At 51.5% G+C, this 15237-nt stretch carries 11 protein-coding genes; 2 read left to right on the top strand and 9 right to left on the bottom strand.

Features of this window, described 5'->3' with window-relative positions; all coding sequences use genetic code 11:
* Positions 1-74: 74 nt before the first annotated feature.
* Complete coding sequence (locus ABCO64_RS09565; protein WP_292615682.1) at positions 75-350, top strand: hypothetical protein; 276 nt, start codon at positions 75-77, stop codon at positions 348-350.
* 39 nt (positions 351-389) lie between these two features.
* On the opposite strand, the gene ABCO64_RS09560 is transcribed toward ABCO64_RS09565, so the two are convergent.
* From ABCO64_RS09560 to ABCO64_RS09540, 5 genes are all read right to left on the bottom strand, one after another.
* The gene (locus tag ABCO64_RS09560; protein ID WP_343089332.1) at positions 390-791 is read right to left on the bottom strand and encodes a hypothetical protein; all 402 of its coding nucleotides are present in this window, start codon (positions 789-791) and stop codon (positions 390-392) included.
* A gap of 168 nt (positions 792-959) precedes the next feature.
* The gene (locus ABCO64_RS09555; RefSeq protein WP_343089331.1) at positions 960-1136 is read right to left on the bottom strand and encodes a hypothetical protein; all 177 of its coding nucleotides are present in this window, start codon (positions 1134-1136) and stop codon (positions 960-962) included.
* 126 nt (positions 1137-1262) lie between these two features.
* Positions 1263-2528 carry a UDP-glucose dehydrogenase family protein gene (locus tag ABCO64_RS09550; RefSeq protein WP_343089330.1) on the bottom strand — a complete coding sequence of 422 codons (1266 nt, stop codon included), beginning with the start codon at positions 2526-2528 and terminating at the stop codon, positions 1263-1265.
* A gap of 141 nt (positions 2529-2669) precedes the next feature.
* The gene (locus tag ABCO64_RS09545) at positions 2670-3944 is read right to left on the bottom strand and encodes a nucleotide sugar dehydrogenase (RefSeq protein WP_253460675.1); all 1275 of its coding nucleotides are present in this window, start codon (positions 3942-3944) and stop codon (positions 2670-2672) included.
* Positions 3945-4057: 113 nt separating this feature from the next.
* A complete protein-coding gene (locus tag ABCO64_RS09540; protein WP_253460678.1) occupies positions 4058-6037 on the bottom strand; it encodes an STT3 domain-containing protein in 1980 nt (659 codons plus the stop codon).
* A 760-nt stretch (positions 6038-6797) separates the two neighbouring features.
* Here ABCO64_RS09540 and ABCO64_RS09535 point away from each other — a divergent pair.
* Complete coding sequence (locus ABCO64_RS09535; protein WP_253460681.1) at positions 6798-7910, top strand: glycosyltransferase family 2 protein; 1113 nt, start codon at positions 6798-6800, stop codon at positions 7908-7910.
* Positions 7911-8579: 669 nt separating this feature from the next.
* On the opposite strand, the gene xpt is transcribed toward ABCO64_RS09535, so the two are convergent.
* The 4 genes from xpt to ABCO64_RS09515 all read right to left on the bottom strand — a co-directional run bounded on the left by xpt (position 8580) and on the right by ABCO64_RS09515 (position 15206).
* Positions 8580-9263, bottom strand: coding sequence for a xanthine phosphoribosyltransferase (gene xpt / locus ABCO64_RS09530; RefSeq protein ID WP_253460684.1), 684 nt, complete (start codon positions 9261-9263; stop codon positions 8580-8582).
* A gap of 242 nt (positions 9264-9505) precedes the next feature.
* Positions 9506-11449, bottom strand: coding sequence for a serine hydrolase domain-containing protein (locus ABCO64_RS09525; protein WP_253460687.1), 1944 nt, complete (start codon positions 11447-11449; stop codon positions 9506-9508).
* A gap of 77 nt (positions 11450-11526) precedes the next feature.
* Entirely contained in the window at positions 11527-14049 is a 2523-nt protein-coding gene (locus ABCO64_RS09520; RefSeq protein WP_253460690.1) for a DUF4064 domain-containing protein, read from the bottom strand.
* 446 nt (positions 14050-14495) lie between these two features.
* A complete protein-coding gene (locus ABCO64_RS09515; protein ID WP_253460693.1) occupies positions 14496-15206 on the bottom strand; it encodes an HFX_2341 family transcriptional regulator domain-containing protein in 711 nt (236 codons plus the stop codon).
* Positions 15207-15237: the final 31 nt, after the last annotated feature.

Below are 15237 nucleotides of genomic sequence, written 5' to 3'. Positions count from 1 at the left end.
GTCGATACAAACATCACTAAGAACACTTATATTTCTTATTAATGGCAAAGTTGGGATAGAGGAGATCTGATGCCGTGAGCCGGAAGAATCACATTATTATTGCCCGCCTGAAGAAGAAAGGATTCTCGACAGAGATGTCGAAGCATATCAAACTGACATTTCAGCACAATGGGTGCGATACAGAGATCCGAACATGGGTATCTCATGGCAAAAAGGAGATCGGCGATCGGCTACTCAGTCTCATGGCAGAACAGCTCCATCTCTCAAAGCAGCAGTTTATTGAGGCAATCGATTGCACGGTTGATGAGGCTGATCTGATTCATCTATATAATGAGCTGGATCTTCTTTAAGATCGAATCATTCAAATCAGTTTCCAAGCAGATATACTATCAAGAAGCATCATTTCCATCACTCACTCCCCTTACTGAATTTCTTGTTGTATCCCATTCATAGGAGATATCACGCACCTTCATGAGCATCTCATTTTTGAATTCTTCGAGTGGCAGGCAGGTGGGTTTTGAGAACCCGATCGCTTCGAGAGAGGATGGAATCCTGTACCTGATCAGGTTTCGATCGGATGTCAGAAAATAGTCTGAGTGATATGCCATCGCATAGGCAAGGTGGGTGCGATCGGTCGGCTCACGGATCATCCGGGTGTCAACCTCTTCCTCTCCCATAGTATAACAGAGGATCCGGACAGAATCGTTTGGAAAAAGAACGGTAATGTTCCATTCATCAAGGAGCTGATTCAATGCAGTGATATAGTCAAGCCCTTTTTCGTGCTCATGCATCTGGATGAAGGCTTCACCAAGAACCGAGATGGAGGTTTGAATCAAATACCCGGCATTTTTGGCATGCTGCAGAGGAGTCCTGGATCGCATATCTTCAGCGCAGGTGAAGAAGATAGGTGTGTCCAGAAAAATGGTTGGATTGTTCATGTATTCCTACAGTATCGTGGTTCAGCGATCGGAGGGGGCTTTCATAATCGATCGGAGGCGCCTCATATCTTCCAGGTACTCTTCCTCACTCACAGCAAACGAGATCCTGCCTCTGGCAACTCCCCCCCCGTAGGGTAACATCCCTCTCCTGTAGGGTTTCCCGATGACATCTTCGGGATTGAATTTCTTCTCCGTCATGCTTCTCCTGCTCCTTTAGTATTCATATTCTTAAGAAACCAGATAACCCTTTGGATATCCGCCTTTACCGCTTGTCTATATCGCTTCTCTCCAGTTCACGCGATAGAAACGAATCGTGGACAGACATTACCAGCAAACCCCCTCATAGATGGATCCAACCGCCGCCTTTTGAATACGCCTTCCATCGAGCACCAGCTTCCCGGTATAATCGAGTGCTTCAAAACCTTTCCATTCCGTTATAATGAGAACAGCATCACTCCTGAGCACCTCTACGGCAGATGAGGCATAGGTGATCTCCGGGAAGAGTGATCTGAAGTTCGCTATCGCCAGTGGATCATAGGCGATCACATCTGCACCCGCATCCAGTAGTGCAGAGACGATCGGGATCGCCCGGCTCTCCCGGATATCGTCGGTATCCGGCTTGAAGGCGAGGCCGAGTACTCCGATCCGCTTACCTTTGAGATCCGGGATATGCTTTCTGAGGAGAGCAAGGAGCCGGAGGGGCTGGTCTTCGTTTACTGCAACCACACTCGAAAGTATCTTCGGATGAAGACCGGAAGCTTCAGCCTGTGCGATCAGTGCCCGGACATCTTTTGGGAAGCAGGAGCCGCCAAAACCGATGCCGGACCTGAAGAACGCCGGGTTGATCCGGGCATCCAGACCAACGCCTGCGAAGACCTCGGCGGTGTCAATGCCCATCAATTTACAGAGGTTGCCGATCTCGTTTGCAAAACTGATCTTGGTTGCAAGAAACGCATTGCTCACATACTTGATCATCTCGGCAACCGGGATCGCGGTCACGAGTTTCGGGCAGTCAAAGGAGGCATAGAGTGTCTCAAGGACCTCCCGTGAACGGGGATCTTCTGCACCGATCACAATCCGATCCGGTGAGAAGACATCCGCAAGCGCCGATCCCTCCTTAAGGAACTCGGGGTTTGATGCAAGCCCAAAGTCACGGAATGCCTCTTTGCCGGATGCTTCTTCAAGTGTCGAACGAACGATTCCCTTCGTCGTTCCTGAGACAACGGTACTCTTCATCACAACCGTGTGCCAGCCCTCCTTCTCCTGGAGCACCAGCCCGATATCCCGGCTTGCGGACTCAATATACCGGAGATCGATTGAGCCATCCGGGTTCGATGGTGTCCCGACGCAGATGAAGGTGGCATCCGTGTCGCGGATCGCCTGTGTGGTGTCTGTAGTAGCTGAGATTCTATGCAGGTTCCTTGTCAGCAACTCATCGAGCCCTGGTTCATAGATGGGGGAGCGGCCGGTTCTGATACAATCGAGTTTCGTGGGATCGATATCGACAAATGTGATATCGTTACCCAGTTCTGCAAAACAAGCGCCGGTCACCGCACCGACATAACCGGTTCCAAGTATTGAAATTTTCACGCAGTATCACCAATAATTCTATTCAGATAGACCAATGCAGGCAATGAAGAAGGATATGGTCACGCATCATCTGTAGATGACGCTTCCTTCCCGGCATTGCCGTTTCAAAAGGAGATATCGTGCAGGATCTGTAACAAATTGTTACAACACCCGATACACACATCCATCCCTGACCTCATCATCCCCTCGAAGCATCCCGGTCACATCCACAACAATCGGTTTCCCATTGCAGATCCCGCAGACCTTCTCCAGCGTCAGTTCTGAAAAGACCGAGTGGGGTGCATTGATCACAATACAGTCAACCGGAAACCCAATCTCCTGAAGCGATGCCACAGGTAACGCCCCGAACCTTTCAATCTCCTCCGGACGAAGCAAAGGATCATACCCATAAACATCCACCTCAAACTCTCGTAATTCCCGGATCATCTCTTCGACAGGGCTTTCCCTGGTGTCGGGGACATTCTCCTTGTAGGTGAGACCCATGATGAGGAGGCGGGAGCCTTTGATCACCTTGCCGGCCCGGTTCAGCTCCTTGATCGCCAGCTGGGCGACATGCCGGGGCATCGCATCGTTGATTGCCCGGCCGGCCAGGATCACCTGCGGGTGGTAGCCGAGCTCCTCTGCCTTCATCACCAGGTAGTAGGGATCAACCGGGATGCAGTGGCCGCCGACGAGGCCGGGCCGGTAGCGGTGGAAGTTCCACTTGGTGGCAGCCGCCTCAAGGACCGCCCGGGTGTCGATGCCCATCCTGCCGAAGATGATCGCAAGCTCGTTCATCAGAGCGATATTCAGATCCCGCTGGACATTCTCGATCACTTTTGCCGCCTCAGCTGTCCGGATGTCAGGCGCAAGATGGACAGTTGTGATCATTCCATACAGGGCGGCGAGCCGGGCAGCGGTTGCCTCGTCCATGCCGGCGACGACTTTTGTGATCTTCTCGAGGGTATGGTCGTCGTCGCCCGGGTTGATCCGCTCAGGCGAGTACCCGACAAAGAAGTCGCGGCCGCAGACAAGGCCTGATGCACGCTCAAGCGCCGGGACGAAGATCTCCTCGGTGAGGCCGGGGTAGACGGTTGATTCAAGAACAACAATCGCACCGGGCTTCAGGTTCTGCCCGACGGTTTCAGCGGCAGATCGGACATAGGAGAGATCAGGATCCTTTGCCTTTGTAACAGGTGTTGGGACCGCGATGATCACATAGTCGGCATCATGGATCCGCAGAGGGTCGGTCGTGGCTTCAATCCTGTTGCCGGGGGTGGCATTGATGGATGCGATCTTAGTCGCATCGAGATCATAGCCGATTGTTCTGACCTTTTCGGCAAATACACAGGCAAGCGGGTAGCCGACATACCCAAGGCCAACGACGCAGATGGTGGTGTGGGAAGGATCCTGGCTCTCCATTTCAAAATCCTTCATTCCTGAATTGGACATCTCTAAAGATTGATTGGCATACAAGACATTAAGCGCTTTGATCCGGATTCAATCTCACCTGAATCTGCGCCAGGTTTTTGGGGAGATGCCTCCCCAGCCTACCCCTGCGCCCACCCGGTATACTCAAAGACCTTTGCCCCGGTCAGATCGTCATGGGATTCATAGATGAGGGTGAACTGCGGGAGGGTCTTTGCACCCTCGTGATGCAGCCGGAAGTATACCGATTCACCGGCGATATCAAGGAACTCTGTCTCGGTGAGTGTGCTGATATCGACACCGCCGAGGGAGAGGAAATTGGTGAATTCTCCCTGTGTCAGGTGCTGGGTGACGACATACCGGACATTGCGGCGATCAAGGATCCGCTCTGCGTCCTCTATGTCTGTCGTTGTCAGGAACCGCGATGACTCAACGATAGCTGTCTGGAAATTGTTTGACACAACCGGTCTCTCTGCTATATAGATGATATGGTTCCCCCAGTCCCAGCGGCTGATGACACTATAGTCGGGCTGCATTGTCATATCATGATAGCCTCCCGGGGAGGGCGTCTCACTTTTGAGAAACTCAAGCGCCCCAATCTTCTCGTCTGACGGAGGCCCGGGAAGCCGCTCATTCATGCCTGCTGCCGAGTGTACCGTCGGAACGATTATGATCAGAAGAGCAACCAGAACGCCAGCTGCACGCTGCATCTTCAGTGACTCCTCATTCTCCCGGTTCTTCTTCTTCCTCTTCTTCTTCTCAGCTTCTTCAGGCACCCCTATCTTTCGGATGCCAAGAGCCTCAAGTAGAGAAACAGCACCATATGATGCCCAGATCACCACCGGAACAATCAGCAGATCCAGGAACCGCGTCTGGAAGAGTACGAGGATGAGGCCGAAGAGTGCGAGGAGAATGAGCATAAGATCCGCATCATCAAAGGTTTTGTTCTTGACCCTTTTGGAACAATAGACGATCGATCCGATGACTGCAAGGAAAAGCGGGACAGTATAGAGGTCCCAGAACGGCATCAGTGAAAAGCTCCCTGTGATGTAGAGTATGGAGGCAGCCTCGCCAATATAGCCAAAAACCGGATCTGCGCCTAATATATAATTAAATCCTGAGAGAATCGCATTGTAGACGGACGGGAAGAGGAAGTATACAAGGGCGGCCCCGCCTCCTCCAATCCCGGCGAGCGTGGCGATGTACCAGGGCCATGGCCGTTTACTGAGGAGATCAGAGAGGAGGGCAGCTCCGGCTATTCCTCCAAGACAGAGGAAGAGGAAGGCCGGCTGGAAGACTGAGAGTAGTATTGGCTCAAAAACAAACCCTTCGAAGAAGAGGGTGTTGATGATGAGAGCGATAACTCCTGCAGAGCCAAAGGCGACTCCACCGGCATAGAGGAGATCGCGGGATGAGTGATTCCGTATATGGCGGAGGATGATCATGGCGACCAGGAAAAGCCCAATACTCCCGATATAAATCAATGCTGAGGGAATTGAGTAGATTGTAGCGAGAAAGGTGGCACCCAGAAAGAGAGACCAGAGTGTCAGCTTCTCAGGGCACCGGACAATCAGTAGTACTCCAAGGACCATGCAGGCCTGGAGAAGGGTTTCCATAACATGATGATCAACAAATCCAAGGAGTGAGATCAGCACATGCGCAGGGAGGATCGCGGCAATCCCGGCGGCTGCCAGTCCATACTCCTCTCCACCAAAGAAAACTCTGGCAGCGTAGTAGATTGGGAGAAGGAGAAGAAGGCCGATTACAACGGGTGCCACTGCCCCGACTGTTTCGATGAGCGTGACAGAGGGGCTTCCAAGCCCGAGTATGAAAGCAACGCCTCCAATTGCGGTATCAAAGAGTGGGGGCCAGCCGATTGCATGGCCACGCGGAAAATTGATATAGGTGTCAAAGGAGATGAAATTCGGAAAATATTCAGCAGAATAGGCAATTCTGCGCATATGGTAGTAGGGGTCATACTCAAGAAACAAGATTCCATGCTCGGTGAAGACCTGCTGGAACGTCTGGATCCGAAGTGCAACTGCAGCAAGGACAATGACGGCAAGAATACCCACTTTCTCCACAATCCGCAACCGGGGCATACCAGATGAGTCCGAGTTGAGAGATTATATAAGTAATTATTTGCGTATCCTGGTCTCTATCCGGGTATCGTTTCTGCTCCAGGCTCTTCATCTTATGTCTTGAAGCTTCTTGGTAGTAGAAGAGTCACAGACAGGCATGGAGTTACATTGGATAGGGGGCTCTGGTACTCTCGTGTCAGAAGACCCCCCCACCGCCCCTGACCCGTCCGCACATGCTTCGCAAGGGGTGTTGAGTCGGGTGATGGTCGTACTGGGTGTACTGGGTGTACTGTATGGCCGCATATGCTGGCGCGGGAGGGGCGGGAAAGCTTCCGTTTGGCTTTCAGAGGAGATATGCCCCGAAACTTTTGGAATCGCCTTTCAGGTTGCTCTGATGAGCAAGGGCTTATCACCTCTGCCAGCCTGCCTCTTTCGCTTGACCCCGCCCCCCTATACCCGCGCCGCAGCTGCTTCACTCATCCTGATTATTGTGGTTGCTGCATCTGGATCTCTACCCGGGATCTTTTCCCACGTTTCGAAGAATTCAGGAAAAACACAAGCGATCAGAATTTTGGAGAAGCGTCCTTGTACATTCATCTGTGTAACATTCTGTTACAATAGTCTGTGTAGTCTGTGTAGCCCGTGTCGTCGGGGTTGTCCTGGTAGTCCGAGAAGATGCTGCGAGGATTTGTGCTGAAGCATAAGCAAGACCATAAATACGGGTAAAATAAAAATGGATATAGGTTCCATGTCTCTTTCTGCACCAGATATCTCAGTTGTAATGCCCACTCTCAACGAAGAGAAGACGATCAGATCCTGTATTGAAAAGATCCATCAGGCCTTTGAAGAGCTTGGGATGGTGGGAGAGATTATCATTGCTGACTCTTCAACAGACAGAACCTCAGAGATTGCACGATCGCTTGGTGCAATAGTTGTGCATCCTGACTATCTCGGATATGGGAATGCATATCTTGCGGGCCTTGCCTCTGCACGGGGACGGTACATTGCAATAGGGGATGCTGATGATACCTATGACTTCCGTGATCTGCCAAAACTTGTCAGGCGCATCGATGAGGGATATGATTTTGTCCTTGGATCCCGCCTGAAGGGGGAGATCAGGCCCGGTGCAATGCCACGCCTGCATCAGTACATCGGAAATCCGTTCCTGACATGGCTTTTGAACAAGCTCTTCAATACAGACATCTCAGATGCTCATAGCGGCTTTCGGGTGATACAAAGAGATGCACTTGAGCAGCTTGACCTCAGGACAGGAGGGATGGAGTTTGCCTCTGAGATGTTCATTGAAGCGGCAAAGAAGGGGCTTTGTATCGGTGAAGTCCCGATCACCTACTGGCCGCGGGTCGCTCCATCCAAGCTGAACAGTTTCAGGGATGGATGGCGGCATATCAGGTTCATGCTCCTCTACCGCCCGATTCCGTTTATTGCTGTGCCGGGCCTTGTCTTCACCTTCTTTGGCCTCTTTATGATGCTCTTCTTCTATCTGCAGGGGGATATTGAGACCTCCAGTATGCATTCCTTCATCCTTGCCGCACTCGCCTTCATCGGCGGCCTTCAGGCTCTTCTGATGGGGGTGATGATCAAAGTGTACTCGGTTATTCACGGGTACAGCGATAAGAGCCGGTTCATTGGACAATTCATGCACTACTACAATCTTGAGCGGGAGCTCATACTTGGACTCCTCCTCATCTGTGGTGGTGTCGCGATTGGGCTTGGTATCATCTATGAGTGGGTGGCAGGCGGATTTGGTGATCTTTACCAGATAACAAATGCAGTCTGGTCACTCACCCTGTTTCTCTCAGGGATGCAGATCGTCTTCTCGGCAATTATCATCAGCATGATGCTGGTGAACCAAAAGAGCGATGAGGTGGAGTGACGGGATTTCCGGGTCCGGGAGAGCTCTGGTCTGGAGAGCCATCTCAGGATCGATCGGCTCTTCTCCATATGTCTGAAGGTTATTGGTATTGGGTATCAGATAACCGCCCCAACCGCCCCTCCCCCCGTCCGCAAGTGCTTCGCAAGGGGTTGTTGAGCCGGGTTGCCGCAGATGCTTCAGTCTCTCCTGATAATTCGGCTGTAGCATCGGGTTCTCTATCGGGATCTTTTCCCATATGTTCCTCAGACTTCAGGAATATCTTCGTGATTAGCGTTATGGAGAGGATTCAGATAACCCCCCCAACCGCCCCTTCCCCCGTCCGCAAGTGCTTCGCAAGGGAGGTTGAGTCGGGTTGCCGCAGATGCTGGCGCGGGAGGGGCGGGAATGCTCCGGGGGCTGCCAGAAGCAGATACCACCCCGATTCCTGCGGAATCGCCTTTCAGGTTGCTCTGATGAGCAAGGGTGTATCAGCTCTGTCATCCTGATCCCTATCGCTGACCCCGCCCCCCGATACCCGCGCCGCAGCTGCTTTTCGTCACTCCTGATGACTGATACTTGTTCTGGCACCTGACACTGGTACTGGTGACTGACACTTGTCTGTGTAACTACAATGGTCTCGCACCTGACAATGATCTGGACAACTGACACCTTTCCTGGCACCTGATGTGGTTATGAAGAATCGGGTGCAGTGTTGTGTGTAATGTCGTCTGTGCTATTGTCTGTGCTATTGTTTGCAGTGTCGTATGCCGTGTCGTACGCAGTGTCGTCTGCGATCTGAATCACCCCTCCCTCAACCGATTGGATCGAGCAGAGGGCATGCACAGGAATCTCCGGCCGGATCTGTTGCCTTCCCCCTTCATACACCTTCTCAACAAGCACCCCGACCCCGACAACCTCTGCACCTGCCCGGACTGCGAGCCTGATCAATGCAGCAACCGTCTCTCCCCTGGCAAGCACATCGTCGATGATCAGCACCCGGTCATCCCCATTCAGGTGATCGGAGATGATGGAGAGGGAGCTCTCTCTTCCCTTTGTCCTGGATATGACCTTCTCCTCGATCAGGTTGGCTGGAAACGTCTTTGGAACCTCTTTCCGTGCGATCAGGACAGGGATGTCCAGATGGATGCCCGCTGGCAGGGCTGCCAGGATCCCGCTCACCTCGCCAGTCAGGATCTTTGTCGGCTTTCCGGGCCTGAAATGCTCAGCAAATACTGATCCACACCGGTCAAGCAGTCCCGAATCTGCAGTATGGTGTATAAAGGACTGCATCCGGATCAGCCCGTCAGCACCTGCGGTGGCATCAGTTCTGATTCTGTCTGCAAGCTCGTCTCTTGCTCCTCTCTTTGGCATCATCAGGCCTCCCTAGCAGAAGAGAGGCAGGTATAATCGCATAAGTGTATCGCCTGTGTCGTGCCTGGCTTACGAAGGCAAAAGGTCGAATGGACTGCCAAAGGATGGTACACAGGTTTCACGAGAAGGGTGTTGCATAGGGTTCAATCCCCCTGTGATCCTGGACTATCCTGGATTATTCTGGATTATCCCGGATTATCCCGGACTATCCGGGTTTAGTCGAAAAATAAAAAGAGAAGCGAGTCTCAGAGTGAAAATACCCAGAGATTCCAGGAGATTATCCACCAGAGCATCGCAACTGCGGCGGCTGCAACAAGTGTGTAATGGATTCTGTGCAGGCGGCTCCAGTATGCCTCTTTCCAGGCAAAAGCAACAAAACCAACTGTTAGGAGCGTCAGGAGAAGAGACAATACCGGCACAGTCAGGACGATTGAAAATTCAAATGGTGGAACAGGACTCTGTAGGTATGTTGCTGCCAGTGCCGCATCATCAATTACCTTTGGCACGAGTATAAGGACAAATCCAAGGAGTGAGAGTGCAGCTGTACCTGCTATCCACCGTGCACGGGTTGCATTCTTGTTTGCATAGGGATCAGGAATGGCATGACTCACCCTGAATGCGGCGAGAAGCGGCCAGAGGAGGACGGTCGCAAGGATAATCCCTGCTATTGTAAACACATTCCCAAGAAATGCCGGGGTGTCATACCAGGCAAGCCGCTCAAACGCAAAGATCGGGACATTGCTATAGACAAAATAGTCCGCTCTCCCGGAATCGCCCACATTGAAGATGAGGTTCCCGGTGCCCTGTGTATCGCCATCAGGCAGCGCGAAGATATCGGGCTCGATCATTACGTACTCAAGGGTGGTGCTTCCGTAATCTATGAGGAGTGTCCCAGCACCAGAGGCAGAAACCACAATCGGCGATCGCTCGCCGTGATACTTCTCAAAGTGTGCAATGTTGCGCCGGTTTGTCTCATAGGTTCCGGCATATATCCTGAGATCGGGAACAAGAGCTGGGTCCGGATCAGGGATCGTCACCTCTTCAGCCGGGTAATAGTGATCCATAAAGGCGAATAAGAGATCATTTCTTGCCGTCGCCCCGCCGACACTGTTGTATGAGACGAAGAAGCCGGCCTGCTCTTCTGGAATATACATGAGCAGTGAGTGGAAGGTGAGGGTATCGCCGCCATGGCCGATCAACCGATGGTTATTGACATGCATCTCATAGAATCCAAGGCAGACCCCTGAGCCGCGTGGATCATTGGTGAACGCCTCTGCATGCATCAGCTCTGCTGTATCACGGGGGAGGATTGTGACATCATTACGTGTTCCTCCCATCATATGCATTGCAAGAAATGCCGCCATATCGGGTGCATTTGAGCTGATGGATCCGGCAGGGCCGATAGTAAAGATAAAATCCGGGGCTTCACTGTTCTTCCTGCCGAAGACATATCCCTTCGAGAGCCGCTCAGCCCTTTCAGGGGGGAGATCCTCCCTGATACTGGTACTGTCCATCCTGAGGGGTATGATTATCTGCTCATCGAGATACGCTTCAAAGGGAATGCCGGTGATATCCTCCACAACAACTGCTGCAAGCGTGGTGCCGTAATTTGAATAGGAGGTAAGTGTTCCGGGTGGACTGACCCGTGCGGGCATGTAGTCTGCACAATAATCCCGAAACGAGATCAGGTCATCCACGCTTTCAACCTGCATCATGACAGTACACTCTTCAAAACCGGCGGTATGCGTCATCAGGTGGCGCATCGTGACCGGCTCGCCGGGATAGGTGTCTGGTACCTGGAAATCCTTCAGGTACTGGTTTACATCAGTATCGAGATCGAGTCTCCCCTCAGACTGCAGCTGCATCACCGCTGTCCAGGTGAAGAGTTTTGTGATCGATCCGATCCGAAAGAGCGTGTCATCCGCATCCACGGGTACCCGGTTTTCGATATCACTATACCCATAGCCTTTCGCAACCACGAGTTCTCCGTCTTTCACAACCGCAACCGTTGCCCCCGGCACATTGTAGAGGGCGAGGTTTGCAGGCATGATATCATCAAGAAACGCCTCGACCCCGTCAGGGTCTGCTAATCCGATTGGCTGTACAGCGTGACCATCTGCTGCAGCAACCGGCTGGGCTGCTATGAAGCAGAGAAAAAGAAGAAGGGGAAAGAACCATCGTGAGTCCATGATGATTCATACACCGAAGTGGTAATAAGCCTTACCACGTCTCTGAAGCCAGTGTACAAGGCTTATATTTCTTTGAATCAGTCTTTTAAGCGAATTGAAACGATTGAATAGACCTCCAGCTGCTCAATTGGAATGATGACCCGGTTGCCAGTACTTGAAAACGCTATCTCACCGGTCACACCCGTCTCAAGATTATAGAGGATGACCTTCTCCGGGACCCGTCCATCAGGCATCTCAATTGAGAGCTCAAATCCGGGTGCGGTTGTGAATGTATCGGTTCTGTGATTATAGTTGTAGTTGACGAGATGAACCAGTACATGCTCATCTGTTGCATACCTCCTGATACCAACAGTTACCGGGGCATCGGTTCTGATCTCGGGATCATAGTAGGTTGTGAGGATGTCGCGGAATATTTGCAGGTTTGGATCCGCATCTGTCTTCTCTGAAGGCAGCCTGATTTCTCCATCATGGAGGTAATACGCATACCCTGGCATCTCAGCCACCGTATGCCAGGTGCCAGCACCGATCTGCTTTGCCCCGGTTCGCCGCAGCTCTTCCAGGCGATTATGGGTATTCGTCTCAAATTCCTTGTTGTAGAGGCCGAACTTCCCTGTCTGGATCACAACACCTCCGTTTCGCACATACTCAAGCAGTACATCGATCTCACCCTCATTCAGAATCGTTGTCGAGGGAAGGATGACAACCTCATAGCCCGCAATATCTGGTGCTGTTATGTCTCCCGGCACTACATCGCAGCCAGAGACGATCATAGAGAAGGGAACATAGAGATCAAAGAGGAGATCGACTGTTCCGGTGAGATCCATATCTGAGGTGCCGCTCAGTTCAAGAGGGAGGTACTGGCCTTTTCGTGAGGCAAGTGAATGAATGACAGCTACCCGTGCCGGCTCATCTGCATGGAATAATTCCGGATGATCATGGAGGTACTGTATGTACCGCCCGGCTTCCCTGCCATCATACCGGACATAGTCACGGAAATCGACATATGTCCTCCCATCCATTGTGAGGATACCTTCAGGCCCCCGAATCAGCATATTTGTCCGGGATGAATAGGCATCTGCAAACAGGTACTTGAAGAGGTTCTCGGTGTCACGGGGAATTCGTCCCCTGTCATAACTGACCTCAATGTAGGGGGTGAAATGCCTGGAATACCCTTCCGTCATCTTCTGCTCGATTCCAACCTTCTGCGGGCTGTGAAATACTGTACCAAAATAGAAGAATTCGCCACTGAGATAATCCAATGAATCCATCGGCAGGAAGCGATCCGGAAATGCCGGACCGGCATTCATGCTGAAGAAGAACTCCCTGCCATACGTCTCCCTTGAATACACTTTCATCTCATTGACTGTCTCTCTCCAGAACTCCATTCCGGCAAGTTTCTGGGATCTGCCAAACTCATAGATCAATGGGTGGGGGTTATATGAGGATTCCGTGAGCAGGTGTTCCATATTGTTTTTTAGAAGATAGTCGCCGAGATGGAATGTATCAATATCAGGGATGCCAAAGCGTGATTTGAGTTCCTCGTCAGTATACCTGTCTTTGAGGTACGCATTGAACAGGGCCATTGAGTACTCATCAAATGATCCCCCTTCCCTGAAGATAACAATATAGGCGCTCTGAGGATGATCCACGACGACTCCCTGCACTCCTGCATCAACATATGCCTTCAGATCAGATCGTATCTCCTCCTGCCAGAGGGGATTTAGGATATTCCGATAGTAATAGCCTTCGAGATAACCGGGATTGTGGGGATCAAACCATACTATCGGGTTTCCATGGATGTCGACTGCAGCCAAATCCTCCCGTTTGGTTGGATGCGGGCTTGTCGGGAGGTTTTCATCACGTCCTGCACCAATAAAATGGATATTTCTCTCCCTGAGCATCGCCATCATGTTCATATGGCCTACTCTATAAAATGACTCAAGAATAACCGGACTCCAGGCGACTCCATGTGGCTGCAGGTCATCAAGGGTTGCACGATCAATATCATAGGGTGTGCTGGAGATGAGAAAAACCGGCCCGTCAAAGAAGGTGTCTGCATCACCCGCCCTGATATATTCAAAATCAGGATCTTCACACCATGGCGGGGTCGGCCATGGCCCGGGTGGCGGACAGATCTGGAAAACCGCCATCATACCAATCCCAAGCAGTATGACAGCTCCAATACCTGCGGCTATAAGTATTATAGGGCTTTTCCCTGCCTCTTTTCGTGCGGAGAAGAGTGCTGCTATCCTGCATTGCTGATCAGTAAGCTTCAGGTATCCGCCATACAGGAGAAGCAGGCCTGCAAAGATGGTGATGTTCAGTCCAAATGCAAACAGGAGGACGACACCTGATACTGCCATAAGCCCTCCGCCAGCTCTCTTATCCGGGAGAAGAGCTCCTGCAATTCCTGCAATTGATATGATTAAAGCGAGTATGAAGGGCCAGTACTCTCCAGGCTGCAGAGCGTCTGCTGCACCAAGATCTCCAATGAGGATCAGGGGGAAGATATCCATTGCAAAGAACCAGGCTGCAAAGATGAGACCGATGAGACCACCGGCAAGCCCATACCAGAAGGGATGACGGGATGATGCTGTCATAATCCTTCCTTTGGGAGAGAACAATATTTGATTGTTTTGACAGCTGCTTTGGGAAACGAGAATGGCAGGATAGAAGCTGTCAGGGCAGAAGCTCAAAAGAAGGATTATCAGACCCATTTTCCAGAATTCTGATAACGAGGGTTTTTCCTGCATTCTTCGGAGCGTGGGAAAAGATCCCGGGTAGAGAACACGATGCAATAACCGGGATCATTGGGAGCAACTGGAAGCACATGCGGCAACCCGGTACACCCCGCTCAACCATCACCCGGCTCAACACCCCTTGCGAAGCACGTGCGGACGGGGCAAGCGGGCGGTGGGGGACACTCCTGATAATCGTCACTGCGTACGTGCATTGCTCTTGCATGCAGGTATGCACCAACCACCATATGTTGTGAACATAGAGGGGGTATACACCCACCCTTCAAAAACGGAGGAGAAGAACCAGATTAAATAAGCTTTGAATCTATCAGACCTGCAAGCATACGCCCAAGTTCTGTCAGCCTGATTGAGATATTCCTGCCATGCTTTTCCTTCCTGATGAATCCCGCCTCCTCCAGTTTTGTCAGGTGGTGGGAGAGCCTGCTCCGCTCGCTCCTGAACTCCCGGCTCTCCTTCCGGATACCGGGGTTGATCATAAAGATGATGCTGTCCAGAGACTCAACACCCTCGCCGATATGGGTGATAATCTCCCGCTGCTCGTCCCGTGGATAGCTTACTGGCAGAATAGGGATCTCAATGACATCCCCGATTCCAACTTCCTTCCCCTCTTCGTTGTATTTCTGTATTGAGGTGAGCATTCTTGACTGGGTCATGCAGGCTGCAATATATGCCCCGATTGAAAGTGTATGGGGTGAACCTGACGTGTTCAGGAATACTTCGTTTCCTTTGATCTTTTCCTCAGTGATTATCCTGAAGAGCTGGCTTGTTGCATTCAGCACCGACTGGCTGTCAATTGCGTGGATCTCGATCTCCCACATCACTTTCATTTCAGATGGTATTTGTCGTGAAATATTCGAAATAGCCTGTTTTCCGGAGTTACTTGTATCGTCTCCAACAATCAGGAAGAGTTTCGATAATGGGATCTCACGGAGGGCACTGATTGATTCGATCAGGCGCTCCTCCTGGTTTCCCACAAAAAAAATGTGTGTGGTGGGCATATATTTATTATAAAGTTGAATTGTTTATAAT

The sequence above is a fragment of the Methanocalculus natronophilus genome (genome assembly GCF_038751955.1).
Taxonomy (GTDB): domain Archaea; phylum Halobacteriota; class Methanomicrobia; order Methanomicrobiales; family Methanocorpusculaceae; genus Methanocalculus; species Methanocalculus natronophilus.
The sequence above is the reverse complement of the archived record's forward strand: the minus strand, read 5'-3'. Positions and strand labels throughout refer to the sequence as shown.